Annotated in this window: 24 protein-coding genes; 10 read left to right on the plus strand and 14 right to left on the minus strand. The window is 69.8% G+C overall.

Annotated elements, in window-relative coordinates:
• The first annotated feature begins 19 nt into the window (after window positions 1–19).
• The 4 genes from ACZYRS_RS03150 to ACZYRS_RS03165 all read left to right on the plus strand — a co-directional run bounded on the left by ACZYRS_RS03150 (window position 20) and on the right by ACZYRS_RS03165 (window position 6,424).
• Window positions 20–2,353, plus strand: coding sequence for a DUF5682 family protein (locus ACZYRS_RS03150; protein WP_463418088.1), 2,334 nt, complete (start codon window positions 20–22; stop codon window positions 2,351–2,353).
• Window positions 2,350–3,567, plus strand: a complete 1,218-nt coding sequence (locus tag ACZYRS_RS03155) for a VWA domain-containing protein (protein ID WP_463418089.1) — start codon at window positions 2,350–2,352, stop codon at window positions 3,565–3,567. The genes ACZYRS_RS03150 and ACZYRS_RS03155 overlap by 4 nt, the downstream gene beginning before the upstream one ends.
• Window positions 3,568–3,571: 4 nt before the next feature.
• Window positions 3,572–4,558 carry a Bug family tripartite tricarboxylate transporter substrate binding protein gene (locus ACZYRS_RS03160; RefSeq protein ID WP_463418090.1) on the plus strand — a complete coding sequence of 329 codons (987 nt, stop codon included), beginning with the start codon at window positions 3,572–3,574 and terminating at the stop codon, window positions 4,556–4,558.
• A 168-nt stretch (window positions 4,559–4,726) separates the two neighbouring features.
• On the plus strand, window positions 4,727–6,424 hold the full coding sequence (locus ACZYRS_RS03165; protein ID WP_463418091.1) for a hypothetical protein: 1,698 nt from the start codon (window positions 4,727–4,729) through the stop codon (window positions 6,422–6,424).
• Here ACZYRS_RS03165 and ACZYRS_RS03170 read toward each other — a convergent pair whose 3' ends face one another.
• The 4 genes from ACZYRS_RS03170 to ACZYRS_RS03185 are packed head-to-tail and all read right to left on the minus strand — an operon-like array spanning window position 6,425 to window position 10,356.
• Window positions 6,425–7,561, minus strand: coding sequence for a glycosyltransferase family protein (locus tag ACZYRS_RS03170; RefSeq protein WP_198788727.1), 1,137 nt, complete (start codon window positions 7,559–7,561; stop codon window positions 6,425–6,427).
• 8 nt (window positions 7,562–7,569) lie between these two features.
• The gene (locus ACZYRS_RS03175) at window positions 7,570–8,331 is read right to left on the minus strand and encodes a hypothetical protein (protein WP_463418092.1); all 762 of its coding nucleotides are present in this window, start codon (window positions 8,329–8,331) and stop codon (window positions 7,570–7,572) included.
• Window positions 8,321–9,331 carry a hypothetical protein gene (locus tag ACZYRS_RS03180; protein WP_463418093.1) on the minus strand — a complete coding sequence of 337 codons (1,011 nt, stop codon included), beginning with the start codon at window positions 9,329–9,331 and terminating at the stop codon, window positions 8,321–8,323. Before ACZYRS_RS03180 ends, ACZYRS_RS03175 begins: the two co-directional genes overlap by 11 nt.
• Entirely contained in the window at window positions 9,328–10,356 is a 1,029-nt protein-coding gene (locus tag ACZYRS_RS03185; protein WP_463418094.1) for a glycosyltransferase family 2 protein, read from the minus strand. The genes ACZYRS_RS03180 and ACZYRS_RS03185 overlap by 4 nt, the downstream gene beginning before the upstream one ends.
• A 96-nt stretch (window positions 10,357–10,452) precedes the next feature.
• On the opposite strand from ACZYRS_RS03185, the gene ACZYRS_RS03190 reads away from it, so the two are divergent.
• Window positions 10,453–11,793 (plus strand): UDP-glucose dehydrogenase family protein, encoded by a 1,341-nt coding sequence (locus ACZYRS_RS03190; protein WP_463418095.1) that lies wholly within the window; start codon window positions 10,453–10,455, stop codon window positions 11,791–11,793.
• Here ACZYRS_RS03190 and ACZYRS_RS03195 read toward each other — a convergent pair.
• From ACZYRS_RS03195 to ACZYRS_RS03205, 3 genes are read right to left on the minus strand one after another with little or no spacing between them, the layout of a single operon-like run.
• Window positions 11,779–12,918 (minus strand): CaiB/BaiF CoA transferase family protein, encoded by a 1,140-nt coding sequence (locus ACZYRS_RS03195; RefSeq protein WP_463418096.1) that lies wholly within the window; start codon window positions 12,916–12,918, stop codon window positions 11,779–11,781. The genes ACZYRS_RS03190 and ACZYRS_RS03195 overlap by 15 nt on opposite strands.
• Window positions 12,919–12,951: 33 nt before the next feature.
• Entirely contained in the window at window positions 12,952–13,938 is a 987-nt protein-coding gene (locus tag ACZYRS_RS03200) for a Bug family tripartite tricarboxylate transporter substrate binding protein (protein ID WP_463418097.1), read from the minus strand.
• Window positions 13,939–13,961: 23 nt separating this feature from the next.
• Window positions 13,962–15,683, minus strand: a complete 1,722-nt coding sequence (locus ACZYRS_RS03205) for an acyl-CoA dehydrogenase family protein (protein ID WP_463418098.1) — start codon at window positions 15,681–15,683, stop codon at window positions 13,962–13,964.
• Between the two features lie 101 nt (window positions 15,684–15,784).
• On the opposite strand from ACZYRS_RS03205, the gene ACZYRS_RS03210 reads away from it, so the two are divergent.
• Window positions 15,785–16,672 (plus strand): LysR family transcriptional regulator, encoded by an 888-nt coding sequence (locus tag ACZYRS_RS03210; RefSeq protein ID WP_463418099.1) that lies wholly within the window; start codon window positions 15,785–15,787, stop codon window positions 16,670–16,672.
• Here the strand turns inward: ACZYRS_RS03210 and ACZYRS_RS03215 are convergent.
• The 6 genes from ACZYRS_RS03215 to ACZYRS_RS03240 all read right to left on the minus strand — a co-directional run bounded on the left by ACZYRS_RS03215 (window position 16,663) and on the right by ACZYRS_RS03240 (window position 21,884).
• Window positions 16,663–17,697, minus strand: coding sequence for a serine/threonine protein kinase (locus ACZYRS_RS03215; protein WP_463418100.1), 1,035 nt, complete (start codon window positions 17,695–17,697; stop codon window positions 16,663–16,665). The genes ACZYRS_RS03210 and ACZYRS_RS03215 overlap by 10 nt on opposite strands.
• 33 nt (window positions 17,698–17,730) lie before the next feature.
• Window positions 17,731–18,846, minus strand: a complete 1,116-nt coding sequence (locus ACZYRS_RS03220; RefSeq protein WP_463418101.1) for a DUF2855 family protein — start codon at window positions 18,844–18,846, stop codon at window positions 17,731–17,733.
• A 167-nt stretch (window positions 18,847–19,013) separates the two neighbouring features.
• Window positions 19,014–19,439 (minus strand): organic hydroperoxide resistance protein, encoded by a 426-nt coding sequence (locus ACZYRS_RS03225; RefSeq protein WP_093440537.1) that lies wholly within the window; start codon window positions 19,437–19,439, stop codon window positions 19,014–19,016.
• 84 nt (window positions 19,440–19,523) lie between these two features.
• Complete coding sequence (locus ACZYRS_RS03230) at window positions 19,524–19,979, minus strand: MarR family winged helix-turn-helix transcriptional regulator (RefSeq protein WP_198788716.1); 456 nt, start codon at window positions 19,977–19,979, stop codon at window positions 19,524–19,526.
• An 81-nt stretch (window positions 19,980–20,060) separates the two neighbouring features.
• Window positions 20,061–20,900, minus strand: coding sequence for an ABC transporter permease (locus ACZYRS_RS03235; protein ID WP_463418102.1), 840 nt, complete (start codon window positions 20,898–20,900; stop codon window positions 20,061–20,063).
• A 3-nt stretch (window positions 20,901–20,903) separates the two neighbouring features.
• A complete protein-coding gene (locus ACZYRS_RS03240) occupies window positions 20,904–21,884 on the minus strand; it encodes an ATP-binding cassette domain-containing protein (RefSeq protein ID WP_463418103.1) in 981 nt (326 codons plus the stop codon).
• 227 nt (window positions 21,885–22,111) lie between these two features.
• On the opposite strand from ACZYRS_RS03240, the gene ACZYRS_RS03245 reads away from it, so the two are divergent.
• Both ACZYRS_RS03245 and ACZYRS_RS03250 read left to right on the plus strand, forming a co-directional pair.
• Window positions 22,112–22,816 (plus strand): hypothetical protein, encoded by a 705-nt coding sequence (locus ACZYRS_RS03245; protein WP_463418104.1) that lies wholly within the window; start codon window positions 22,112–22,114, stop codon window positions 22,814–22,816.
• Window positions 22,813–23,538: a hypothetical protein gene (locus ACZYRS_RS03250; RefSeq protein WP_463418105.1), complete on the plus strand. Its 726-nt coding sequence runs from the start codon at window positions 22,813–22,815 to the stop codon at window positions 23,536–23,538. The genes ACZYRS_RS03245 and ACZYRS_RS03250 overlap by 4 nt, the downstream gene beginning before the upstream one ends.
• A 3-nt stretch (window positions 23,539–23,541) precedes the next feature.
• Here ACZYRS_RS03250 and ACZYRS_RS03255 read toward each other — a convergent pair whose 3' ends face one another.
• Window positions 23,542–24,432 carry a LysR family transcriptional regulator gene (locus ACZYRS_RS03255; protein ID WP_463418106.1) on the minus strand — a complete coding sequence of 297 codons (891 nt, stop codon included), beginning with the start codon at window positions 24,430–24,432 and terminating at the stop codon, window positions 23,542–23,544.
• A gap of 126 nt (window positions 24,433–24,558) precedes the next feature.
• Between ACZYRS_RS03255 and ACZYRS_RS03260 the strand changes: the two genes are divergently transcribed.
• Entirely contained in the window at window positions 24,559–25,215 is a 657-nt protein-coding gene (locus tag ACZYRS_RS03260; RefSeq protein ID WP_463418107.1) for a glutathione S-transferase family protein, read from the plus strand.
• The gene (locus ACZYRS_RS03265; protein WP_463418108.1) at window positions 25,212–26,183 is read left to right on the plus strand and encodes a flavin-nucleotide-binding protein; all 972 of its coding nucleotides are present in this window, start codon (window positions 25,212–25,214) and stop codon (window positions 26,181–26,183) included. Before ACZYRS_RS03260 ends, ACZYRS_RS03265 begins: the two co-directional genes overlap by 4 nt.
• The last annotated feature ends 10 nt before the right edge of the window (window positions 26,184–26,193 follow it).

Raw genomic sequence — 26,193 nt, forward strand, 5'->3', positions numbered from 1 at the left:
CAGCGCCACGCGACTGCACATGGCATCACCGCTGCACTACTTCGGCATCCGCCACCACGGCCCCGGCTGCGCGCGCAGCCTGCTGCGCGCCTTCGAGTCGCTGCAGCCCGACTGCATCCTGGTCGAAGGGCCGCCCGAGGCCGAGGGCCTGCTCTCGTTCATGGCGCATGCGGACCTGCGCCCGCCGGTCGCGATGCTGGTGCATGCGAACGACGACACGCGCCTGGCGGCCTTCTACCCGTTCGCCGAGTTCTCGCCCGAGTGGCAGGCGCTGCAGTGGGGCGTGAAGCACCAGCTGCCCACGCGCTTCATCGACTTGCCACAGGCGCATCGCATGGCCATCGAGCAGGCGGCACGCGCGGCCGACGAGGCCAAGGCTGAAGTGCCCATCGAGACGCCGCTCGACGATGACGAGACCGACAATGTGCCCGTCTCCGAAACCGCCGAAGACCCCGAACAGGCGCAAGCCGCCAACGCACTGCCCGACGACCCCTTCGACTGGCTCGCCCACGCCGCCGGCTACGCCGATGGCGAGAGCTGGTGGAACCACATGGTCGAGGAGCGCGGCGATGGCGAAGACCTTTTCGGCGCCATCGCCGAAGCGATGACCGCCGTGCGCGCCGAAACGCCCGAAGACCGCCGCGGCCAGCGCGCGATGGAGCGCGAGCAGCTGCGCGAAGCCTTCATGCGCCAGTCGATCCGCGAGGCCGTGAAGGCCGGCCACCAGCGCATCGCCGTCGTCTGCGGCGCGTGGCACGTGCCGGCGCTGCAGGGTGCGGTCACCGCGAAGGCCGATGCGGCGCTGCTCAAGGGGCTGCCCAAGCTCAAGGTGCTCGCGACCTGGGTGCCGTGGACGTATCGGCACCTCACGAGCGCGAGCGGCTACGGCGCCGGCATCGATTCGCCCGGCTGGTACGAGCACCTGTGGCAGCAAGGCCAGCAGGTGGCGGGCCGAACGACCGGCTGGCTCGCGCGCGTGGCACGGCTGCTGCGCGAGCACGACCTCGATTGCTCCTCCGCCCACCTGATCGAAGCGACGCGCCTGGCCGAGACGCTCGCCGCGCTGCGCGAGCGCCCTGCGCCGGGCCTGCCCGAACTCGACGAGGCCGTGCGCAGCGTGATCTGCATGGGCGAGCAGGCGCCGCTCACGCTGATCCACGAGCGCCTCACCGTCGGCGACCGCATGGGCCAGGTGCCCGCCGAAGTGCCGACCGTGCCGCTGCAGCGCGACATCGAGCAGGCGCAAAAGAGCCTGCGCCTCAAGCCCGAGGCGACCGCCAAGACGCTCGACCTCGACCTGCGCCAGCCCAACGACCTCGCGCGCAGCCACCTGCTGCATCGCCTGCGGCTGCTCGATTTGCCGTGGGGCGAAATCACCGCCGGCCAGCGCGCGAGCCGCGGCACCTTCCACGAAGTGTGGCAACTGCAATGGCAGCCCGAGTTCGCGCTGCGCATCATCGAGGCCAGCCGTTTCGGCGCGACCGTGGCGCATGCCGCGAGCGCGCGCGTGATGGAAGCGTTGGCGGCGGAGACCTCGCTCACGGCCCTCGCCGAGCAGGTCGACATCGTGCTGCTGGCCGACCTGCCGGTCGCCGTGCAGGCCGTGACGCGCGCGCTCGAAGACCGCGCCGCGCTCACCGGCGACGCGGTGCAGCTCATCGGCGCGGTGCCGCCGCTGGCCAACGTGTTCCGCTACGGCAGCGTGCGCCAGACCGACAGCGCGCTGCTCTCGCATGTGCTCGACAGCCTGATCGTGCGCGGCGCCATCGGCCTGCCGATCGCCTGCGGCGCGCTCGATGCCGAGGCCGCCGAAGCGCTGCGCACCCGGCTCATCGCCACGCACGACGCGGTGCGCCTGCGCGACGGCGAGGAAACCACCGCTGCCTGGCGCGCCGCGCTGCGGTCCATCGCCTTCGGCGAAACCGGCGCGCCGCTGCTGCGCGGCGTGAGCTGCCGGCTGCTGCTGGACGATGCGCAGATCGACAGCGACGGCGCCTCGCAGCAGCTCGGGCGCAACCTCTCGGCCGGCGCACCGCCGACCGAGGCGGCCGCGTGGCTCGAAGGTTTTCTCAACCGCAATGCGATGGTGCTGCTGCACGACGAAGCCGTCTGGTCGCTGGTCGATCGCTGGCTCTCGGGGCTCGGTGAAGAGCACTTCGTGCAGGTGCTGCCGCTGGTGCGCCGCAGCTTCGCGGACTTCTCCGGCGCCGACCGGCGCGCGCTCGGCGAGCGTGCGAAGCGCGGTGCGGTCGGCGGCACGCTGCCGTCCGCCGTGGCCGCCGCCGACTGGGACGACACACGCGCGGTGCTCGCGCTGCCGCTGTTGCGGGAACTGCTGGGAGTGAAAGCATGAGCGCAAACCTTCAAGACCCTGCGGGTACCGAAGAAGCCACGTTGCCGCCCACCGACCGCCTGCAGCGCTGGCGCCTCGTGCTCGGCAGCGAAGCCAATGCGAGCTGCGGTGCCGTCGAAGGCCGCGTGCGCGAGATCGACCAAGCGCTCGCCGCGCTCTACGAAGCCGATGGCCGGCGCGGCCTCGGCCAGGGCGGCCAGCGCGGCGGCCGCGGCGATTCGGCGCCCAGCGTGGCGCGCTGGCTCGGCGACATCCGCAAGTACTTTCCGAGCCAGGTGGTGCAGGTGATGCAGCGCGACGCGATGGAGCGCCTGAACCTGCGCCAGATGCTGCTGCAGCCCGAGATGCTGGAGAACGCGCAGCCCGACGTGCACCTGGTCGCGAATCTTGTGGCGCTCTCCAGCGTGATTCCGGCCGGCACCAAGGACACCGCGCGCGCCGTGGTGCGCAAGGTGGTCGACGAGCTCATGAAGAAGCTGGAGGAGCCGATGCGCAGCGCCGTGAGCGGCGCGCTCAACCGCAGCCAGCGCAACCGCCGCCCGCGCCATTCGGAGATCGACTGGAACCGCACCATCCGCGCCAACCTGCGCCACTGGCAGCCGGCATACCGCACCGTGGTGCCGCAGACGCTGGTCGGCTACGGCCGCAAGGCCCGCCAGCCGCAGCGCGAGGTGATCCTGTGCATCGACCAGAGCGGCTCCATGGCGGCCTCGGTCGTCTACTCGAGCATCTTCGGCGCGGTCATGGCGAGCCTGCCCGCGGTGGCGACCAAGCTGGTGGTGTTCGACACCGCCGTGGTCGACATGACCGAGCAGCTGCAGGACCCGGTGGACCTGCTGTTCGGCGTGCAACTGGGCGGCGGCACCGACATCAACGGCGCGGTCGGCTACTGCCAGAGCCTGGTGCGCGAGCCGCGCAACACCATCCTCATCCTGATCTCCGACCTCTACGAAGGCGGCGTGGAAGACAACCTGCTGCGCCGCGCCAACGAGCTGGTCGAGGCCGGCGTGCAGTTCATCGCGCTGCTCGCGCTCAGCGACGAGGGCGCGCCCGCCTACGACCGCGATCTCGCCGCCAAGCTGGCCGCCCTTGGCGTGCCGTCGTTCGCATGCACGCCCGATGCGTTCCCGGGGCTCATGGCTGCCGCCATCAAGCGCGAAGACGTCGCGACGTGGGCCGCGGGCCAGGGCCTGAAAACCAGCCGCGCGGCGTGAGGTGATGCCAGGCCTTTCCCGACGCAAGCTCGCGGCACTGGCCCTCGCGGCCGTGTCGGGCATGTTGGCGAGGGCGGCGCACGCGCAGCGCGACTTCCCGGCCCGGCCGATCCGCTGGATCGTGCCGTACCCCGCGGGCGCGATCGCCGACATCGTCGCGCGCACCATCGGCACGCAGCTGGCCATCGACACCGGCCAGCCGGTGCAGATCGAGAACCGCGCCGGCGGCAACACCGCGCTGGGTGCCATCGAGGCCGCGCGTGCGCCGGCCGACGGCTACACCGTGCTCTCGGCCGACAACGGCACGCTGGTGTTCAACCCGGCGCTCTACCGCAACCTCAGCTACAACCCGGCGCGCGATTTCGCGCCGGTCACGCTGCTGGGGCGCCTGCCGATGGTGCTCTTGGTCGGCCCGGCCAGCGGCGTGAAGGACGCACGCGCCTTCATCGCGGATGCGCGGGCTTTTCCCGGCAAGGTCAGCTTCGCCTCCGCGGGCACCGGCACGCCGCAGCACCTGGCAATGGAGCTGCTCCAGCGGCAGGCCGGGCTGCGCATGGTGCACGTGCCCTACCGCGGCGCGGCGCCCGCGCTGGCCGATCTGGCAGGCGGCCAGCTGCCCGCGATGATGAGCGACCTGGCCGCGGCCAACCGCTTCATCCAGAGCGGCAAGGCGCGCGCGCTGGCGGTCGCCAATGCCACGCGCCTGCCGCAGCTGCCCGCGGTGCCCACCTTCGCGGAACTGGGCATGCCGCGGGTCGAGGCGGCCGCGCTCCTGGGCCTGGCGGTGCCGGACGGCACGCCGCCCGAACTGGTGGCGCGGCTGCAGCAGTCGGTGGCCAGCGCGATCCACAACCCGGCGGTGCTGCGCAAGTTCGCCGAGGCCGGCGTCGAGCCGGTGGGCAGCACGCCGGCGCAGTTCGAGGCGCTCATCGGCGACGAAACGGCGCGCTGGCATCCGCTGATCAAGAGCCTGAACCTGTCGCTCGACTGATTAAAAAATAGGCAATGTTTCAGTCCCCTTTACGGGGCCTTTGCATGAACTTTGCGCGCGCGGGCCGCCGTTCTCACGCTGGACTAAGAGTGGCTGCCTAGATTGGCGCATCGCACATGGAAGGTCGCGCGGACGGGCTGCACAGGCAGGCCGGCTCGCACCCAGTCAATGACAACCCGCCGGTTCAATCACGTCATCTTCGCGGACGATTTCTTTCGCTCCGCCGCCAACGGTCTTCCGTACCACGCCGCGAACCGGCGATTCCTGCGAGGCTTCTTCGATTCCACGCTCGGCCGCCTGGGCCTGCCGGTGCGCGAGGTCGCGCCGCTGGAAGGCGGCGGCCGCATCGACGTGGCCCGCCTTATGGCCCGGCTCGACCTGCCCGCGACGCCCGCCGGCTGGGCCCGCGCCTGCATCGCCGACCTGCTGCCGGTGCACGGCCGCGACGGCATGCCGGCCTTCGACCCCGGGTGCCTTGTGATCGGCTGGGGCCTCACGCCGGCGCTGCAGCACTGCATCGCGCGCAGCGGCGCGAGCTACCTGGACATCGAGATCGATCCGCGCCGCTTCACCGAGCACCTGCACTTCTGCGCGCGCACGAACGATGCGGTCATCGCCGCGGCGCTGCAGGCGCGCCGTGTCGATGAAGAGGTGTTCTGGAACCACGCGGCCGCGCTCAAGGGCCACTTCGCGCGGCATGGCGCACCGGCGCTGTTCGATCCGCGGCTTCGCATCGGGCTCTTCTTCGGCCAGAGCCTGGTCGACCTGTCGCTCGTGAGCGGCGGGCGCACGATGCACCCGGCGAGCGTGGTCGCGCCGCTGCGCGAACTGGCGCGCAGCGTCGACCTGCTGGTGATCAAGCCGCATCCCTACGAGCCCGCGCTGCACGACCTCGCGCCGGTCGCGCGGGCCATTCCCAATGTGGCGTGGACCGAGGAGAACACCTACGCGTTGCTGTCGGCCGCCAACGTTCACTTCGCGGCCAGCCTGTCGTCCAGCGTGCTCACCGAGGCGCGCTATTTCCGCAAGCCCGCGCACGCGCTGATCCGCGCCGACCGCAACGCCGCCGGGCAACTGCCGGTGGCGTGCTCGGCATGGATTCCCGTCGGGCCCGAACTCGGCGCGATGGATTTCATGGCCGCCATCAGCGGCGTCGCCGCCACGGCCGATGCGGCGCCGCGCCACTTCGCCGCCTGGCCCGCCGCCACCATCGACCGGGCCTTCATGACCCGCTGGGGCTTCGACGACCAGAGCCACGGCCTGCGCGACGTGGCCGAGCTGCAGCTGAGCCGCCCCTACCTGTTCCACCCCGGCAGCCCCGCGGCCGGCTGGCTGAGCCAGGGATGGGCGCCGCCCGAGGCCGAGGGCGTGAAGAGTGCCGGTGAGCTCGCGTGCCTGGTGATCCCCCTGCCGTCGCTGTCGGACTCGCCGTCGCATCAGCAGCACCAGCCGCCGCACCAGCAGCCGCACCGCCTCGAAGTGCGCATCGATTTCCGCAGCAACCTGAAGACCACGAGCGTGCACGCGATGTTCGACGGCGTGGTGCTGCCCGCATCCTGCACCACAGGCGCGAAGCGGCGCAGCCTGGTGTTCGAGGTGCAGCCCACGGCCGGCAGGAAGTGCCTGGTGCTGCAGTTCGTCGTGGCCGATGCGGGCCGCGGCAACGGGCGCCGCGCGCTCGTGAAGCCGGGCTTCACGCTCAGGAAACTGCAGGTGTCGCTGCGCACGGCGCGGGGCGTGGTCGCGATGCCGCCGCCGCAGGTGTCGTCGGCATCGTCGATCCAGTGGTCCGAAATGCGGCCGGTGCGCGCGCTCGCCCGCGTGTTCCGCGCGCTGCGCGATTCGGCGCGCGGCGCTGCCGGTTAGTTATCGCAGGGGCGGCGCTGCGGACGCGAGGCTGTAGAGCAGCACCGTCCAGTGCTGCAGGCGCGCGATGGCGGCTTCGCGCCCCTTCTGCGCCGCCTGCGGGCCGCTGCCGTTGTCGGCCAGCGCAAGCAGTTCGCTCGCGGCCGTCGTCACGGCGCGCGCGAAATCCCCCGTGCGGCCCTGCCATACCACGGTGCGGTGGTGCAGGCCCAGCTGCGCCGCGCGCTGCGCGTTGATCGCCTGCTCGGGCTGGTCGGTCAGGAGCAAGAGGATGGGCTTGCGGTACACCGCCGCGATCGACAGCGCCGCCATGCCGGGCGCCGAGACGATGAAGGCGCTGCGCGCGGCCATCTCGATCCAGTGCTCGTCCTGCGCGTGCCAACCCGCGCGCTGCGCATAGCCCTCGCCCACGAGGTGCGCCGGCACGCGCGCATCGGCCAGCCCGCGCTCCAGGCCGTCGGCCAGCGCGGCTTCTTCGAAGTGCGGATTGAGATAGACCGCGGCCTGCGGCGCGAGGTCGTCGTGCGCTTCGGTGTCGGCGCCCATCACGGCCACGGGCGTGGCGAGCCGGTGCCCGCCGCGGCCGTCGTTCTGCGGCTCGCCGTAGGCGAAGTCGTGCGCGATGCGCGCGCGGCTGCGGTCGATCTGCCAGGCGACGATGCGGCCGAAGATGCCCGCCATCCACGCCGGCATGCGCCCGCTGAAGTTGGTCTGGAGCGCATGCCGCAGGCTCGCGCCGTACACATGCACCACCTTGCGCCGCCAGCCCGGCATCCAGCCCATGAACAGCAGCGCGGGGTGGAAGGAATCGTTCACCACCAGGTCCGCATCGCGGAGCCACGCGCGCAGCCGCAGGATGTCGCGCAGCATGCGCCCCGGGCGGAACATGTAGTGCGCCACGTTGCGGTCGGTCTCGCGGCGCAGCATGTTCTGCTCGCGGTCGAACTGCACCGCGTAGTGGCGCGAGAGCACCGGCGCCTCGATGCCGAAGCCCGCGAGAAAGCGCGCGCCTTCGTCGGAGGTGGTGAGCACCTGCACGCTGGCACCCGCCGCGCGCAGCGAATGCGCAATGAGCTGCGCGCGCATCAGGTGGCCGCGCGCGTCCGCGGTCGCCAGGTAGACGATGCGCGGCGGCATCGATCGGCTCAGGCGGCCACCGGCCCTGCGCCGCCGGGGCGCAGGCGCAGGGCCAGGCCGGCCGCGTACATGCCCAGCGCACCGGTGATGCCGAAGCCGCGCTCGGTGTCGCGCACCTCGTGCATCAGCTGCGCGAGCTGCGCTTCTTCGTGCGGCGCCACGCAGCGCTGCAGCGTGCGGCTGCACAGGCGTATATGGCGGTCTTCGTCGGCCAGCACGCGCGTGAGCAGCGGATGCAGCGCATGCCGCGGGCCGATCAGCGCGCAGTGGCGCTGCAGGATGCGCGAGGCCATCTGCTCGGCGGCCAGGCCGATCGCATAGGCCGGCACGAGGCCGCCGTGCGCGAAGTGCGGCGCATGGCGCTGGATGAGGCGCTGCCAGCGCGCGAGCTTGCGCCGGCTCAGCCAGTCGGGCCGCGGCGCTTCTTCGGGCGATGCGGCCGCTTGCGCGGTGCCGCCGCGCTCGACGATGGCCTCCGCGAAGAGCCGCGCATGCAGCTGCTCGTCGGCCAGGTGCTGGTCGAGCTGGCGCGTGAGCCACTCGGGGGCGCTTGCGCGCAGCTCGCGCTGCAGCGCCTGCTCGGACGATTCCTCGCCGACCAGGTACAGGCGCAGCAGCATCACTTCACCGGCGCGGCTCGCGTGCATCTGGCGCAGGGCCGCCCGCTTGATGTGGTGCACCAGCCGCGCCTGCAGCGCCGGCCAGCCGCGCAGTTGCGGCGGCGCGAGGCAGCCGAACGCGGTGGTCGGCGATGCGGCGTCAGCGTCCATCGGCCTTGGCCACCGGGGGCTGTGGTCGTGGCTGCTGTTGCTGCCAGCCGAGCACGAGGCCGATGAAGCTGTCCTGCAGGAACGCGCGCGCCGATGCGTCGGCGCCGGCGAACTCGCGCTGCTGGCCGTCGTAGCGCACATAGCCCTTGCCGCCCGCGGCGCCGAGCACCAGCTTCTCGTTCTTCTTGAAGCCGCGCTGCATCAACGGCTGCAGCAGCGATTGCGATTCGAGCCCGTAGAGGAACAGGTCGCGCTGCACCACCTGGCGCGGGATCTGCCCGCTCAGCGCCTGCAGCTCGAGCGACCAGTTGCCTTGCCGCATCGCTTCGGAAAGCTCGCCGCCCTTGGCCGCAGGCGCGCGAAAACGCGCGCGCGCCACCGACTTGGAAGCGCGGCTCAGGCCCAGGCCGACGGTGATGTCCGCATCGGTGGCGCCGCCCGTCCGGTTGTCCTGCACCTGCACGATCTCGTTGGCGAGCCGCGCGGCGATCGATGGCTTGGAGAGCGTCTCGCCGATCTGCGCCGGCGTGAACACCACGCGCTCGGCGCTGCCCTCGATCACCACGACCTGGTACGGATCGATCCGGATGTCGCTGAACTCGCCGCCGACGGGCGAGTGCGCATGGCTGCTCACCGACCACTCGTTGCCCGAGCGGCTCAGCAGCGCATGGAAGGTCAGCGGCACGCGCTGGCCATTTCCTTGTGAACTGCGCGACTGGCCCGAGCCCTGCAGCAGCACATCGCCCACGATGGTCTTCTCGCCGTAGATGCGCGGGTTGGCGAAGCGGATGGTGTGCGCGGCGCTGTCGAGCGCGGCGCGCGTGTCGGCATCGTCCAGCGCGAGGCGGTTGCACTCGTTGGCGGGGCCCGCGAGCGCGGAGAAGGGGCAGCCGCTGTCGGACTTGAAGTTGAAGACGCCGCGGCCGGTGAAGTCGGCGGCGCCTGCCGTGGCGCATGCGCCAGCGAGCACGAGAAGGCCAAGGATGTTTTTCTTGTTCATGTCGGGCGATGGTAGGAAAGCGCCTGGGCATCCGCGTTGGTGCGGCCCGTCGTGTGCAGGCCGATGCCGCGCGCGAAGGCGCCCAGCATGTCGATGGCCGAGAAGCCCACGATCAGCGCCACGCCCGCGAGCCAGCGCAGGCCTCGCAGCGGCGGGAGGTTCTGGTGGTTGAGCGCGCGCACGCTGAAGCCCAGCCGCGTGAACAGCACGCACAGCGGCCCGATCGGCCCGCTCCTGGCAAGCCACTGCCAGCGCGACGACACGTAGCTGCGCAAGAGGTGCGGCGTGAGCGAGTACGTGTCCTGCCCGCGCATCCAGCGCAGCTTGAGCGCCTCGGCGCGCGTGTCGGGCAGGCGGTGCTCGGTGTGGGCCGCGGCCGCGTAGTGGATGGGCACGTCGGCCGCCTTCAGGCGCATGCCCAGCACCTGGCAGTGCGCGCGGTACACGCCGTCGAGCGCCTGGTAGCTGTGCTGCTCGAACACGTCGCGCCGGAAGGCCACGTTGTTCGCGTAGAAGTTGCTCGTGGCGCCCGCGTGGTCGGCGTTGGGGAAGTACATGAAGTCGATGGTCGTGAGCGCGGTGCCCACGATGCTGTCCGCGTAGCTCGTGCGGCCGGCGACCACGGCAGGCGCATCGGCGCGCGTGAACGGCGTGAGCATCTGCAGCAGCCAGTCGTCGTCGGGCAGGCAGTCGGCGTCGGCGAACACCACGTGGTCGCAGCGCGCCGCATCGGTGGCCGCGAAGCCGACGTTCTTGGCGTCGTAATAGCCGGTGGCGGCGTCGATGCGCACGAAGTCGATGGGGCGGCCCGCCAATGCCGTGACGGCCTCGCACGATGCGGCGCTCAACCCGTCGTGCGTGATGACCACCTGCGCCAGCGCCGTGAGCGGCACCTGCTGCTTGGCCAGCAGGGCGACGAGGCGCAGCAGGCTGGTGCTCGCGGCGGCCTCGGCATCCGCTCCGCCGCGCAGGTTGTTGGTCTCCAGGACCAGCGCGCAACGCGCGGCAACTTGATCGGGCATCATCGAATTTTCCTGTCCGGACATTGTTTTGAAGGCTTGCATCCTGCTTTTATCTCACAACCGCCGCCGCTGCCAGTGCCTTAAGGGAGGGGCGCGCGCATGAAACTGAGCATCTTCGGCGCCGGTTATGTGGGCCTCACCTTCGCCGCCTGCCTGGCCGAAGCGGGGCACGACGTGCTGTGCGCCGACGCCGATGCGGGCCGCATCGAAGGCTTGCAACAAGGGCGGATGCCATTGCACGAGCCCGGGCTGGAGGCGCTGGTGGCAGAGGGCCTCGCCGCGGGGACGCTGCGGTTCACGGCCGACGAGCGCGCGGCCAGCCTGCATGGCGACGTGCTCTTCATCGTGGTCAACACACCGGCCGATGCCGAGGGCGACGTCGATCTGCGGCATGTGATGGCCGTGGCGCGCAGCATCGGGCAGCACCGCGATCGCGATGGCGTGGTCGTCTGCAAATCCACCGCGCCGGTGGGCACCGCGGAGCAGGTCGAGGCCGTGCTGCAGGCGGCGCTTTCGCAACGCGGTGCGGCACATCGCATCGCGGTGACCGTGAACCCCGAGTTCCTGCGCGAAGGCTCGGCCGTGCGCGATTGCCGGCAGCCCGACCGCGTGGTGATCGGTGCCACCGACGCCGCGGCCATCGACCTGCTCACGCGGCTCTACGAACCCTTCGTGCGCGACCCCGCAAAGCAACTGCTGGTGATGGACCGGCGCTCGGCCGAGCTCACCAAGTACGCCGCCAACGCGATGCTCGCGACCCGCATCAGCTTCATGAACGAGATGGCGCGCGTGGCCGGGCATGCGGGCGCCGACATCGAGATGGTGCGCCGCGGCATCGGCTCGGACCGGCGCATCGGCCCCGACTTCCTGCAGGCGGGCGCGGGCTACGGCGGCTCGTGTTTGGCCAAGGACGTGCGGGCGTTGCGGCATGCGGCCGATCGCGAGGGGTATCCCCTGCGCATCCTCTCGGCCGTCGAGGCGGCGAACCATGAGCAGAAGGGGCGCCTCTTCGACCTGATGACGCACCACTTCGAAGGCCGCATCGCGAACAGGACCATCGCGCTCTGGGGCCTGGCCTTCAAGCCCGACACCGACGACATGCGCGACGCGCCGAGCCTCGTGCTGCTGGAGCGCTTGTGGGCGGCCGGTGCGCGCGTGCAGGTGCACGACCCGGCGGCGATGCCGAATGCGCGCGCCATCGTCGGCGAACGCGGCGATGTGCTGTGGTGCGACACGCCCGAGGATGCGCTGCAGGGCGCCGACGTGCTGGCGCTCGTGACCGAATGGCCGGCGTTTCGCCGCCCCGATTTCGCGCGCGTCGCGGGCGCGCTGAAGACGCCCGCGATCTTCGACGGCCGCAACGTCTACGACGCCGCCGAGGTCGAAGCGGCCGGCATCGCGTACTACGGCATCGGGCGCGGCCGCTCAGTGCTGCGCTGAATCGTCCGTGGGCAGGAACGCGCTGCCCGGCGTCAGCGGCGCATGGCGGTAGCTCGCGGGCGTGCGGGCCAGCTTCACCGGCGCGCCGATGCCGCGGTAGCCGCCGGGCATCTCCACCACCATCTCGCGGTGCAGCGTGTGCGGATGCTGCAGCGCATCGGCCACGGGCAGCACCGGTGCCGCGGGCACGCCGGCGGCCATCAATCGATCGACCAGCGCGCGCCCGTCGAAAGCCGCCATCGCCGCCTCGAGCCGCTGCTTGAGTCCGTCGCGGTGCACCGAGCGTGCACCGGCCGTGCGGTAAAGCGGATCGTCCGCGAGTTCGGGCAGGCCGATGCAGCGGCACAGGCTTGCGAACTGGCGGTCGTTGCCCACCGCGACGAACACCGGGTCGGTGCCCGTGGCCAGCGCGTCGTAGGGGTAGATGTTGGGATGCGCGTTGCCCGTGCGGCGCGGCGCCGTGCCGTCCATGAACCAGTTGGCCGCATGCGGATGCAGCAGCGAGAGGCCGCTGTCGTAGAGCGCCGCTTCCACGAACTGCCCGCGCCCGCTGCGATGGCGCTCCTGCAGCGCGAGCAGCACGCCGATCACCGCGTTGAGACCCGTCACCATGTCGACCACAGGCAGGCCCACGCGCAGCGGGCCGCCATCGGCCTCGCCGTTGATGCTCATGATGCCGGTCATGGCCTGCACCGCGGCGTCGTAGCCGGGCAGCGCGCCCAGCGGCCCGTCGGCGCCGAAGCCCGAGACGCGGCACCACACGAGCCGCGGAAAGCGCTGCGACAGCGTTTCGTAGCCGATGCCCCAGCGCTCCATCGTGCCGGTCTTGAAGTTCTCGATCAGCACGTCGGCCTCGGCCACCAGCGCGAGCAGCGCCTCGCGGCCTTCATCGGTCGAGAAGTCCAGGTGCTGCACTCGCTTGTTGCGGTTCAGGCCGTGGTAGTACGAGGCCACGGCCTCCTTGAAGGGCGGGCCCCAGGTGCGCGTGTCGTCGCCCTGCGGCGGCTCGACCTTGAGCACGTCGGCGCCGTGGTCGCCCAGGATCTGGCCGCAGTACGGGCCGCCCAGGATGCGCGAGATGTCCAGGACGCGGATGCCCGCGAGGGCGCCTTGGGGGGAAGTCATTTCAGTTCGGTGCCTTCGCAATCCATCATTCGATCAATCGAGCTGCGCGCCGGACTTCTTCACGACGTCCTTCCACTTGGCCGATTCGCTCACGATGAACTGGCCCAGCTTTTGCGGCGACGTATCTGCCGAGGCTTCGAGCCCTTGCGCCGCGAACATCTGCTTGACCTTGGGCGAGTTCAGCACTTCGGCGAACGCATGGTTGAGCTTGGCCACGCGGTCCGCGGGCGTGCCGGCCGGCGCGACGATGCCGAAGAACACGCTCACGTCGTAGCCCTTGTAGCCCTGCTCCGAAATCGTCGGCACCTCGGGCAGCGCCTGCGAGCGCGCGAGTGTCGCTACGCCCAGCGCACGCAGCTTGCCGGCCTTCACGTACGGCAGCGCGGTGAGGATGTCGGTGAAGGTCATGCTCACCTGGTTGCCCAGCAAGTCGTTGAGCGCCGGGCCCGTGCCCTTGTAGGGGATGTGCTGCAGGTCGGTGCCGGCCACCGAGTTGAAGAGCACGCCCGCCAGGTGCGACGAGGCGCCGTTGCCCGACGAGGCATAGCTCAGCTTGCCGGGATTGGCCTTGGCGTAGGCGACGAGTTCCGGCACGGTCTTCACCGGCAGCGCGGGGTTCACCACGAGGATGTTCGGCAGGTAGCCGACCTGGATCACCGGCGCGTAGCTCTTGACCGGGTCGTAGTTGATCTTGCGGTAGAGGCTCGCGTTGATGGCCAGAGGCCCCGAGGTGCCGAACAGCAGCGTGTGGCCGTCGGCCTCGGCGCGCGCCACGTACTCGGCGCCGATGTTGCCGCCCGCGCCCGCGCGGTTCTCCACGATCATGGGCTGGCCGAGGCGGTCTTTCATCTCGGCGGCGAGCGTGCGGGCCATCGCGTCGGTCGGGCCGCCCGGTGGGAAGGGCACGACCAGCGTCAGGGGCTTGGAAGGGAAGGGGCCTTGGGCTTGCGCGGCGGGAGCTGCGCTCAGCAGCGCGGCGCAAGCGGTGGCTGCGGCGAAGAAATAGGTGAGGTGTCGCAAGAGATGTCTCCGTTTTTTAAGAATCAGGCAGTGATTTCCGCAGCGCGCGCCGCAGTGGTGTTCCAGTCCGCGGGCATCGCATCGGGCGCGAGCGGATCGCGCGGCAGCACGCGGTGCAGCAGCACCAGCTGCGCCCAGCGCAGGCGCGCTGCGGAGCCGCTGTTCACAGCCTCCCACGCCATCGCGATGCTGCTCGTGCAGTGGTAGAGCGCCGATGCCGCCTGGCGCGCGAGCACGTCGCCGCCTTCGCGTGCCGCGGTCTCGGCCAGCGCCGCGGCGCGTGCCAGCGCATCGCGCAAGGCCTGGGCGAAAGCGGGCGCGAGGGCCGCATCGGCGAGCAGCTTCTCGCAGTGCGCGCGCAGCACCGGGAGCGACCCTTCGCGCTTGACCGCGCGGATCACGTCCAGCGCCACGATGTTGCTCGTGCCTTCCCAGATCGAGCCCAGGTGCGCGTCGCGCACGAGGCGCGGATCGCTCCACTCCTCGATGTAGCCGCAGCCACCGCGCACTTCCATCGCATCGCCCGTCACCTTGCGGGCATCGCGGCAGGCGCGGAACTTGATGAGCGGCGTGAGGATGCGCAGCAGCGCATACGCATCGGGCTCGCCGGCGTCGGAGCGCGCGAGCGCGAGCGCGGTCTGGCACACCATCGTGCGCGCCTGCTCGGCGGGCAGGCGCAGCTTGTCGAGCTGGCGCTGCATCAGCGGCATCTGGTCTAGCGTGCGGCCGAAGGCGCGGCGCTCGGCCGCGATGTACTCGGCCTCGGCCACCGCGCGGCGCATGAGGCCCGCGGCGCGCACGCCGTTCGACAGGCGCGAGTTGTTCACCATGTCGGCCATCTGCACGAAGCCGCGGCCTTCTTCGCCCACGAGATAGGCGACCGCGCCTTCGAGCCGGATCTCGCCGCTGGCCATCGAGCGCGTGCCCAGCTTGTCCTTCAGGCGAATGATCCGGTAGTGGTTGAGGCTGCCGTCCTCCAGCCGCCGCGGCAAGAGGAACAGCGACACGCCCTTCATGCCCGCCGCGCCATCCTCGGCGCGCGCGAGCACCATCGCGAAATCGGCATCGGGGTTGGAGCAGAACCACTTGTCGCCGGTGATGCGCCAGCTGCCGTCGTCTTTGCGCCGTGCCATCGTCGCGGTGGCCGCGATGTCGGAGCCGGCGGCCTGCTCGGTCATGAACATCGCGCCCTGCGCGAGCTCATCGAAGTCGAGCGAAGTGAGGCGCGGCAGGAAGCGCGCGACCAGTTCGGGTTCGCCGAATTTCTTCAGCGTGCGCGTGAGCGAATCGGTCATCGAGACCGGGCAGCACAGCCCGAACTCGGCCTGCACGAAGAGGTAGGTCAGCACGTACTTGACCAGCGGCGGCATCCTGCCCTTCCAGCCCAACGTCTCGTCGCGGTGCGAGATCGCGGCCAGGCCGAATTCGCTGAGCGCGAGGCGTTCCATCTCCACATAGGCCGGGTGCTTGACGACCGTCTGCTCGTCCAGGCCGGTGCGGGTGCGCTGCTTGAGCGTGGGCGGATTGCGATCGGCGGTGCCGGCCAGCTCGTCGAGCAGGCCGCCGGCGAGGCCGCCGAGGCGCTCGAAGTGCGGCTGCATGTGGGTGCGCAGGTCGTCGGGCAGGTAGAGCGCGAGCAGGCCGTGCAGCTCGGTGTCGGCGGTGAACAGGTTCTGGCCGTGGCGGTCGGGAATCGGATGGGCGTGCGCGGTTTGCGGCGCGGCGTGTGCGGCGTTTTCAGGCATGCATTTGTCTCCTGGGTTAGCCACATTGTTGAAGCTGCGACGATCCGTGTCTAATATCGAATTGGTCTTGTTCGATTCGATTTGCCTATTCATGGAGCTGCATGGAACTGCGACACCTGCGCTATTTCTCCGTGCTGGCCGAAGAACTGCACTTCGGGCGCGCGGCGCGGCGCCTGTCGATCTCGCAGCCGCCGCTGTCGGTCGCGATCCGCCAGCTCGAAGAGTCGGTGGGCGCGCGGCTCTTCGAGCGCAACAGCAAGGAGGTGCGGCTCACGCACGCGGGCGAGGCGTTGCGCATCTCGGCGCGGCGCTTGCTGCAGCAGGCGCAAGAGGCGGCGACGGAAGCACGCGATGTGGCGAGCGGCTCGGCAGGGCGGCTGCGCATCGGCTTCGTCGGCGCGATGCTCTATCGCGGATTGCCGCCGGCACTGCGCGCATTCCAGGCGAAGCACCCTGCGGTGCGCATCACGCTGAACGAACTCAACTCGGGCGTGCAGATCGCCGAGTTGCTGCACGACCGGCTGGACCTGGGCTTCGTTCACACGAGCCGAATGCCGCCCGAACTGCATCACCGCCTGCTGTTGACCGAGCCCTTCGTGTGCTGCCTGCCCGCGGGGCATTCGCTGGCGCGCAAACGCGTGCTGGCCCCGGCCGATCTGCGCAACCAGCCTTTCGTGCTGTTCTCGCGCGAGGCCTCACCCGACTATCACGAGCGCATCCTGTCGATCTGCGCGGATGCGGGTTTCCTGCCGGAGGTGCGGCATGAGGTGCGTCACTGGCTGGCCGTCGTGTCGCTCGTGTCGCAGGGCATGGGCGTCGCGCTGGTGCCGCAGGCGATGCGCAACTCGGCCCTGCGCGGCGCGGTCTTCAAGCCGCTCGACCGGCCGGTGGTGCAGTCGGAGTCCTATGGCGTGTGGCGCGCCGGGCCGCCCAACGTGCTCATCGAGCGGCTGCTGCAGGGCGTCGCGGACACGGCGGCTCAAGCGTAGAGGGGCTCCTCTGCCATCTGCTCGCACTGGTCTTCCAATACGAGGATCTGCCCCTTCCAGTAGTCGCTGGAGCCGAACCACGGAAAGTTGATCGGGAAGATCGGGTCTTCCCAGCGGCGCGCGAGCCAGGCGCTGTAGTGGATGAGCCGCAGCGTGCGCAGCGGCTCGATCAGCGCGAGCTCGCGGCGGTCGAATTCGCGGAACTGCTCGTAGCCGTCCAGGAGGCCCGACAGCTGCGAGGTGCGCTGCGCGCGGTCGCCCGAGAGCAGCATCCACAGGTCCTGCACTGCAAAGCCGGTGCGCGCGTCGTCCAGGTCCACGAAGTGCGGGCCGCCGCCGGGGCGGTCGGTGGGCGTCCACAGGATGTTGCCGGGGTGCACGTCGCCGTGCAGGCGGAGTTTGCGCGGCTTGAAGTCGGAGGCCGGCGGCTGCAGCGCGAGGGCGGTCGCGCGCACCATGTCCAGCGCCTCGTTGCACATCTTTTCCCAGTCGCGCTGCATGTCGAGCGGGATCTTGTCGTTCTCCAGCAGCCAGTCGCGCGAATCGAGGCCGAAGGTCTGCAGGTCGAGCGCGGGGCGGGCCTCGAAAGGCCTGGCGCTGCCCACGGTGTGGATGCGCGCGAGGAACCGGCCGACCCATTCGAGCACCTCGAAGTTGTCGAGCTCGGGCGCGCGGCCGCCGCGGTAAGGGCTCACGCTGAAGGCGAAGCCGGCGTGGTGGTGCAGCGTCTTGCCGTCGAAGACGAGCGGCGGCACGGCGGGCACTTCGCCCGCGGCCAGTTCGAGCGAGAAGCCGTGCTCCTCGAGGATCTCGGCCTCGCTCCAGCGGCCGGGGCGGTAGAACTTCACCACCACCGCACTGCGGTCTTCCAGAAAGACTTGGTAGACCCGGTTTTCATAGGAGTTCAGGCCGGTGAGCCGGCCATCGCCGTGCAGGCCGAGCGTCGCGAGCGCGTCGAGCACCACGTCGGGCGTGAGGCTCTCGTAGGGATGGGTGTTGGCGGGCGCTGCGGGGGAAGGGGTCATGCAGCGATTGTCGCTACCCCCGCAGCGGCGGCGTCACAGCCCGCCGGGTTGTTTGTAAAGCGAAAGGATATGGCCCGTGCGCGGGTCGCCCTTGCCGCCCAGCACCTGCGCGTAGGCGGCCTGCACCGCCTCGCCGCCGCGGTGCTGCTCGGCGTGCAGCCAGGGGTTGCTCGCATCGGTCACCGTCGCGAGGAAGTTGCGCCAGGCGGCCACCATGCGCCGGCCGAATTCGTCCGCGCCCCATTCGGTGGTGCGCTTCTTGATCTGCGCCGGCGCGAAGAACAGCGTGGCGCGCGGACCCGCGAGCTCCTTGCCCGCGCCCTTGGAGGCGAGCTGCTCCACGTGCGTGCCGCCGATCGAGCAGCTGTACCGGAGGTTCGCGAAACGATCGTGGATCGCGTTGCGCAGCGCGCCGTTGCCCGCGAAGTCGATGTACACACTGGGCGTGTCGGCCGCGATGCTGTCGAGCGCGTCGTAGGCCACCACGCGGTGGTAGCAGCCCAGGCTCTCGCAGAAGGCGACATTCCCGGGCGAGGTGAGGCCGACGACCTCGATGCCCTTTCGCTGGTGCAGCTGGAACGCCGTGCCGTAGGCCGTCTTGCTCGATGCGCTCGACAGCAGCATGGTGGTCGCGCCGAAGAACTCGTTGTCGGCCATGAAGTCGTCGATCAGCCACGAGGTGATGAACAGCGGGCGCAGCAGCGCCTGCAGGTCTTCGGTGTCGGTGGTGTAGAGCGGATCGGCGTTGCAGCGGAAGTACTGGTTGTAGACCGCGGGCAGCGCGGCGCGGTGCGCTGCCGCATCGGTGAAGCGCCCGGGCGAGAGCCGGTCGGGGCTCAGCACCGCGCTCGATGCCATCGGCCAGTAGCCGTAGAGCCGCTCGCCCACCGCCACGCCCGGGTGCAGCGACTGCACGACGCTGGCGAAGCCCCACACCGGGATGCTGCCCCAGCCCTCTTCCTCGGAGGGGAAGAACTGCCAGTAGCTCATCGCGTCGCCGAAGGCGGCGTAGGTGATGTTGTTGGAGGTGAGCGCAAAGCTGTCGATGCGCACGCGCACCTGGCCGTCGGCCAATGGGTGGTCGGTGGCGGTGTGCAGGCGCGTGGTGGGCAGGCTGTCCTTGCGGACGAGGAGGCTGGTGGTGCTCATGGTGTCGATCTCCACGGTGCGTTGAAGGGCGTGCGGCCACATTAGCCAAGCTTGATGAAAGGCGCTATCGCGTTGTCCCTTTCCGGGTCACGCGTGAGACAACGCCGGCCATGAAAAAAGCGCCCCGGCTTGTGGCCGGAGCGCTTGTTACTTCGCTGACGCCGGGATCAGACGATCACGAGTTCGACGTCGATGTTGCCGCGCGTTGCGTTCGAGTACGGGCAGACCTGGTGCGCCGTGTCGACCAGCTTTTGCTTCTGCTCAGCATCGAGGCCAGGCAGCGTGATCGACAGTTGCACCGAGATGCCATACGCAGCACCGCCGTTCGTCGGGCCGAGGGACACCTTCGAGTCGATGGCCACGTCGTCGGGCACCTTCACGCTGATCTTCGGGCCGACGGCCTTCATCGCACCGATGAAGCAGGCGGCGTAGCCGACCGCGAACAGCTGCTCGGGGTTGGTGCCTGGCTTGCCCGAACCGGGCGAGCTGAGCTTGACGTCGATCGCGCCGTCGCTGGACTTGCCTGCGCCGTCACGGCCGCCGACGGTGTGGGCTTCTGCGGTGTAGAGCACTTTGTCGAGCTTGGTGGTCATGGTGATTCCTTTGATGATGGAGGGAGGGGGGTGAAAAAAGCTTCTCTCGTGGTTCGATCGAAGCGGGGAGAAATGCGTTGTGCGTCAGGCCGCTTTCTTGACGCGGTCGCGCAGGGTCTGGATCTGCTGGGTGAGCGCGATGAGTTCGGGCACCGAGCATTCGGTGGCGGCCATGAGGCAGCCCGGCACACTGGCCGCGCGGGCCTTGAGCTTGCGGCCCGCGGCGGTGAGCGTGATGTGCACGCGGCGCTCGTCGGCCACGTCGCGCACCCGGGCCACGTAGCCGTTGGCTTCGAGCCGCTTGAGCAGCGGGGTGAGCGTGCCGGAGTCGAGCGAGAGGCGTTCGCCGAGTTCGGAGACCATCGGGCCGTCCTGCTCCCAGAGGGCCAGCATGACGAGGTATTGGGGGTAGGTGAGCTGCAGCTTTTCCAGCACCGGCTTGTAGAGCCGGGTCATCGCCAGCGAGGCGGAATACACGGCGAAGCACAGCTGGTTGTCCAGCTTGAGCATTTCGTCGGCGGAGATGGGGGCGGAGCGCATGGGCCGAATTCTAGCGAGCAATTAAATTGTGCGCAATCTAATTTGAAAGCATCCGTTTCGGGATGCCTTCAGCCGGAGCGCCTAAGCCTTGAAGCGCTTGCGCGTGAGCGCCAGCGCGATCCAGAACGCCACCACCGCATACACCGCCAGCACGCCCGCATGCAGCCACCAGTCGGCCGGCCACTGGTCCATGAAGAGCGGCCGCACCAGCGCCACCGCGTTGGTCAGCGGCAGCCACGCTGCCACCGCCTTCACGGCCGAGGGCAACTGCTCCAGCGGAAAGAACACGCCGCTCAGGAACATCATCGGCGTCATGAACAGCGTGAAGTAATAGGTGAAGAAGTCGTAGCCCTTGGCCAGCGCATTGAAGATCAGCGCGATCGACGAGAAGGTGATGCCCGCGCCGATCAGCACCAGCCACGCGACGATCAACTTCGGGCTGTGGCTGATGCCCAGGCCCAGCATCACGAACAGGATCGCGGTGACGGTGAAGATCGACTTGAACGCGGCCCACAGCATCTCGGCCATCACGATGTCGTCGAGCCCGACGGGCGCATTCATGATGCCGTCCCAGGTCTTCTGCACATGCATGCGCGAGAACGCCGAATACAGCGCCTCGAAGCTCGCCGCGTTCATCGCGCTCATGCAGATCGAGCCGCTTGCCAGGAACAGGATGTAGGGCACCCTCACGCCGTCCACCGCCACCTGCCCCACCAGCGCGCCCATGCCGTAGCCGAAGGCCACGAGCCAGATCAGCGGCTCGGCGATGTTGCCGATGAGGCTCGGAATCGCGAGCTTGCGCCACACCAGCAGGTTGCGCAGGAACACGGGCCACCAGCGCAGCGAGATCTCGGGCGCGCGCCACACGGAGGGCGGGGGTGGCGTCGGGTTCGCCGTTGTCGTTGCAGTCGTCGTGTTCATGGTCTAGCCGTCCTCGCGGATCTGGCGCCCGGTGAGCTTGAGAAAAAGGTCTTCCAGGTTCGCCGGGCGATGGAAGGTGCGCAGGCCGCTGTGCTGCGTGAGCGCATCGAGGAGGCGCCGTGCATCCTGCGTGTAGAAGAACACCGTCTCCCCGCTCACCTCGACGCGCGCCGCCATCGCCTTGATTTCGGGCGATTCGGCCAGCGACAGCGCACCGTTGCCGTACACCTCCACCACGTCGGGCTCCAGGTGCTCGGCGATCAGGTCGCGCGGCTTGCCTTCGGCGATCTTGCGGCCATGGTCGAGCACGAGGAGGCGCGAGCACAGGCGCTCGGCCTCGTCCATGAAGTGCGTGGTCAGGAGGATCGACTTGCCCTGCTGAAGCAGCACCTGCAGCCGCTCCCACATCAGGTGGCGCGCCTGCGGATCGAGCCCGGTGGTCGGCTCGTCGAGCAGCAGCAGCTTGGGGTCGTTGACCAGTGCGCGCGCGAGCGACAGCCGCCGGCGCATGCCGCCCGAGAGTTCGCCCGGCTTCGCATCGGCCTTGTGCGAGAGCGCCGCGAACTCCAGCAACTGCGGCACGCGGGCGCGCACCTGCGCCTTGCCGAAGCCGAAGTAGCGGCCGTACACCACGAGGTTCTCGGCGCAGCTGAAGTCGGGGTCCAGCGTGTCGAACTGCGTGACCACGCCCAGCTGCGCCTTGATGGCCAGCGCATCGCGCGGCATCTGCAGGCCCAGCGCCGAGATCCCGCCGCCGTCGGGCGCGGTGAGGCCCAGGCACATGCGGATGGTGGTGGTCTTGCCGGCGCCGTTGGGGCCGATCACGCCGAGGCACTCGCCGGGCGCGATCTCGAACGACAGGTCGTCCACGACCGTGGTGTCGCCGTAGCGCTTGCGCAGGTGGCTGGCGTGGAAGAGGGGGGAGGTGGGGGAAGAAGAGGGCACGCGGTCATTCTGACGCAGGCTCCAGGCGGATGCCGCCATCGCTTGAACCGATGGACAACTCGCGCTTCTTCGTCGCAACTCCCGGCACAATCGACGCCCAGTCGAATACCGCGAGAGAAGAACCAAAGATGTTGCGTTTTCTGTTGGCGCTGTCAGTCGTTTTACTGCTTGGCGCATGTGCCCAGTTTCACCGGCCGCTCGCGGCGGCCGACCGAACGAAGGTCCAGGAGGTGGACCTTCGCGTGGTCGTCGCGCAGGAGAGCTTCATGTTCTCCGCACAGGCACCCGGCGTGAGCGCGGCCACGGGCGGCGGCCTGATCGGCGCGCTGATCGACTCGTCGGTGCAGCAGTCGCGTCAAAAGGAAATGAGTGCGGAAATCGGCGCCATCGTCGGCCCGCTGCTCGACTACGACTACCGCGTCGAGGCGGGTCTTGCCATCGGCGAACTGCTGAACACGCCCAACGCCTTCCCGCTGAAGATCGCCTCCTCGCAAGTGCTCGCGGGCATGCCGCCCAAGGCCGAGCAGAACGCCCGCATCGCCGCCACCAAGAGCGGCCCCGCCTATCTGGTGCTGTTGCTGCAGTACGTGCTGGAGCCGGGGCTGGGCGCCTTCACCACGCGCACCACGGCGCTGCTCTGGCAAGACGGCAACAAGGAGCCCTCGTACCGCTCGGCCACGGTCTTCCAGACGCCCATCGGCGGCGGAACGCGCGCGACCGTCGTGCGCCGGCTGGGCGCCAACGACGGGCAGCAGCTCAAAGCCGTGATGCGCGATTCGATCCAGCAGACGCTGCGCGTGGTGGGCCTGGACCTGGCCGGCGCGCGCTCCGGCGCGATCCGCACCGCGCGGTTCAACGTCAACGGCACGTGGGTGACGCTGGGCGGCCAGGGCTTCGACGAGCAGCCCGGCCGCGTCGTGTTCCGCGACCAGGACAACGCGATGTATTCGGTCCGGACGGCCGCACCATGAAGCAACTTTCACAACCTCGCACGGGTCTGGCCGCTGCTGCCCTGTTCGCGCTCTGCGCCATGCCCGGCCTCGCGCATGCGCTCACCGAGACCGAACCGCTCGACATGGTCTACCAGCAGGCGCCCGAACAGGAGCAGCGCCCCAACGGTCCGCCGGTCGAGACCCTTCGCGCGCCGCAGGGCTGCAAGCTCTACCTGCCGGCGATCGAAGACGCGCGCAACAACCAGGTCTATGCCGGCAACCTCACGCTGATGCTGCCGACGGTCCATGCCACGCCGAGGACCGTGGAGTCGCTGCGCAGCGGCGATGCGGGCATGTGGACGCGCGACGCGTTGCTGTCGACCCGACGCTACGGCTTTCAGCCAGTCGTCGGCGCGGCTGCTTCTTCTGCTTCTGCTGCTGCTGCTTCCGACCCGGTGCGGCAGGTCTCCGCCGTGGTCGCGCTGCGGCTGGCCCATGCGTGGTCCGCGGGGTTGAACCTCGTCTCGCACGTGGTGCTGAAGGTGAACTACCGGCTGCCCGGCGGCGCGATGGCCACGCGCCTCTATCACGGCATGGGCACGCGCACCAACTGGGCCAGTGGCAATGGCGAGTTCATGTCGGTGCTGAACCTGGGCATGGAAGAGGCCGTGCGCAGCATGGCGACCGATGCCGCGGCGCTGTGCGAGGGCAAGCCGCTGCCCGCGCCCGCGTCCGGCTCCGGGCCTGCTGCGACGCCATAGCGGCTACATCCGCAAGCCGCTGAACTCCGTCTTCATCCAGTCGATGAATGCCCGGGTGCGGGCCGGCAGCAGCCGCGCATTCGGATAGATCACGCTCACCGGCCGCGGCGGCGGCTCGAAGTCTTCGAGCACGATCTGGAGGCGCCCCTGCGCCACATACGGCAGCACCTGGTACGAGAAGAAGGTGCCGAAGCCCATGCCCGCGGCGCAGGCCTCCACGGCGGGTGCGAGGTGGTTGAACTCCAGGCGGTTGCTCGGCGTCGCGCTGATCGTCTTGCCGCCTTCGTGGAACTGCCATTGCGGCGGCGCGTCGATGCGGCCGCGCACGCAGGGCGCGCCGTTCAGGTCGCGCGGATGACGCGGCGTGCCGTGGCGCGCGAGGAAATCGGGGCTCGCCGCCACCACGCGCCGGATGGTGCCCAGCGTCTGGGCGACGAGCGACGAGTCTTCCAGCGGGCTGATGCGGATGCCCACGTCGACGTTTTCCTCCAGCAGGTTCACCGCGCGGTCGTACAGCAGCACGCTGCAGCGCACCTTGTCGTAGCGCGTCATGAAGCGGGTGATGGCCGGTGCCACGTACATGTGGCCGAACAGCACCGGGGCGGTGATCGTGAGTTGCCCCGCCGGCTCGCGCGCCTCGGCATTGAGCGCGCGGTCGGCCGCATCGGCCGCGAGCAGCACCTCGCGCGCGCTCGGCAGGTAGTGGCGGCCTTCCTCGGTGAGCGACAGGCGGCGCGTGGTGCGATGGAACAGCCGCACGCCCAGATGCGCCTCGAGCGCGGCCAGCGAACGCACGACCGCGGGCAGCGAGGTGCCCAGCGATTCGGCGGCGCGGGTCATGCTGCCTTGCTCGGCAATCTGCACGAAGGTCTGCATGGCTTTGAAGCGGTCCATGGCGCGATTAAACCGGAAAACGCAGCAGTCAAATACAGAAATGGCTATTCATTCATTGATCGCAAGAGAGAAGAATCGGGAATACGCCACCTCCGGCCCTCGTCTCGACATTCCAAAGGACCTCTCATGAACGCCATCGCCGCCCGCCCTGCGCAACCCATCAAGCTCTACGGCAGCGCCATCTCGGGCCACGTGCACCGCGTGCGGTTGTTCCTCACGATGCTCGGCCTGCCTTTCGAGATCATCGAGCTCGACCTGAAGAAGCGCGACAACCGCACGCCCGAATTCCTGGCGCGCAATCCGTTCGGCCAGGTGCCGGTGATCGAGGACGGCGATGTCACGCTGGCCGATTCCAACGCGATCCTGGTCTACCTCAACGCGCGCTATTCGGCCGACCCGTCGCGCTGGATGCCGCAGGACGCGGTGGGCGCGGCGCGCGTGCAGCGCTGGTTCTCGGTGGCCGCGGGGCCACTCGCCTACGGCCCGGCCGCGGCGCGCGTGATGGCGCTCTTCGGCCTCGCGATCGATCCGACCGAGACGGTGACACGCTCGCACGCGCTGCTCACGGTGATGGAGATCCACCTGGAGCGGCAACCTTTTCTCGCCGGCCCCGAAGCCACGCTCGCCGACATCTCGAACTACGCGTACGTGGCGCATGCGCCCGAAGGCCGCGTGGCGCTCGACGGTTACCCGCGCGTGCGCGAATGGCTGGCCCGGGTGGAAGCCTTGCCCGGTTTCGTGCCGATGGTGCGCACGCCGGTCGGGCTTGCGGCGGCGGCATGATCGCCGCGCCTTTCCACGCGGGCGAGCGCGCGCTGCAGTTGCAGGCCGGCTCGCGCGAGCAGATGGCGGTCGCGGGGCCGCGCGTGATCCGCGACTACATGCCCGACCAGCATCGCGCGTTCTTCGCCCAGTTGCCGTTCGTCGTGGTCGGCAGCCTCGATGCGAACCTGCAGCCGTGGGCCAGCGTGCTCGCGGCGCCCGCGGGTTTCGCGCATTCGCCCGACGCGGCGCACCTGCGCATCGATGCGCTGCCCGCGGCTGGCGATCCGCTCGCAGGCCAGCTCGCGCAGGGCGCCCCGCTCGGCTTGCTGGGCATCGAGCCGCACACGCGGCGGCGCAACCGCATGAACGGCACGGTCGAATCGCTCGACGCCACGGGCTTCATGCTCGAGGTGCAACAGAGTTTCGGCAATTGCCCGCGGTACATCCAGGCGCGCGAGCCGGTGTTCGCGGCGGCAGGCGCCGGCAGCGCGCCCGCGCAATGGCTCGATGCGCTCGACCTGGATGCGCAGCGGCTCATCGGCAGCGCGGACACGCTGTTCATCGCCACGGCCTACCCGGATGCGGTGGCGGCGGGTGACGAAGCCGATGCCAGGTCGCATGGCGTGGACGTGTCGCACCGCGGCGGCCGGCCCGGCTTCGTGCGCGTCGACGAAGGCGGCGTGCTGACCGTTCCCGATTTCAACGGCAACCGCTTCTTCAACACGCTCGGCAATCTGCTCGCGCATCCGCGCGCGGGGCTGCTGTTCATCGACTACGACAACGGCGACTTGCTCCACGTCGCGGCCACGGCGGAGATCGTGCTGGACGGGCCGGAACTCGCTGAATTCGAAGGCGCAGAGCGTTTGCTGCGCTTGCACGTCGAGCACGTGTTGCGTCGGCCGGCGGCGCTGCCGCTGCGCTGGGGCGATACGCAACTGTCGCCGCACCTGGCGGGCACGGGGCACTGGGCGACTGCGCGCGGCTGAGCATCGGCGC

This window comes from Variovorax sp. AC194 (genome assembly GCF_979257995.1).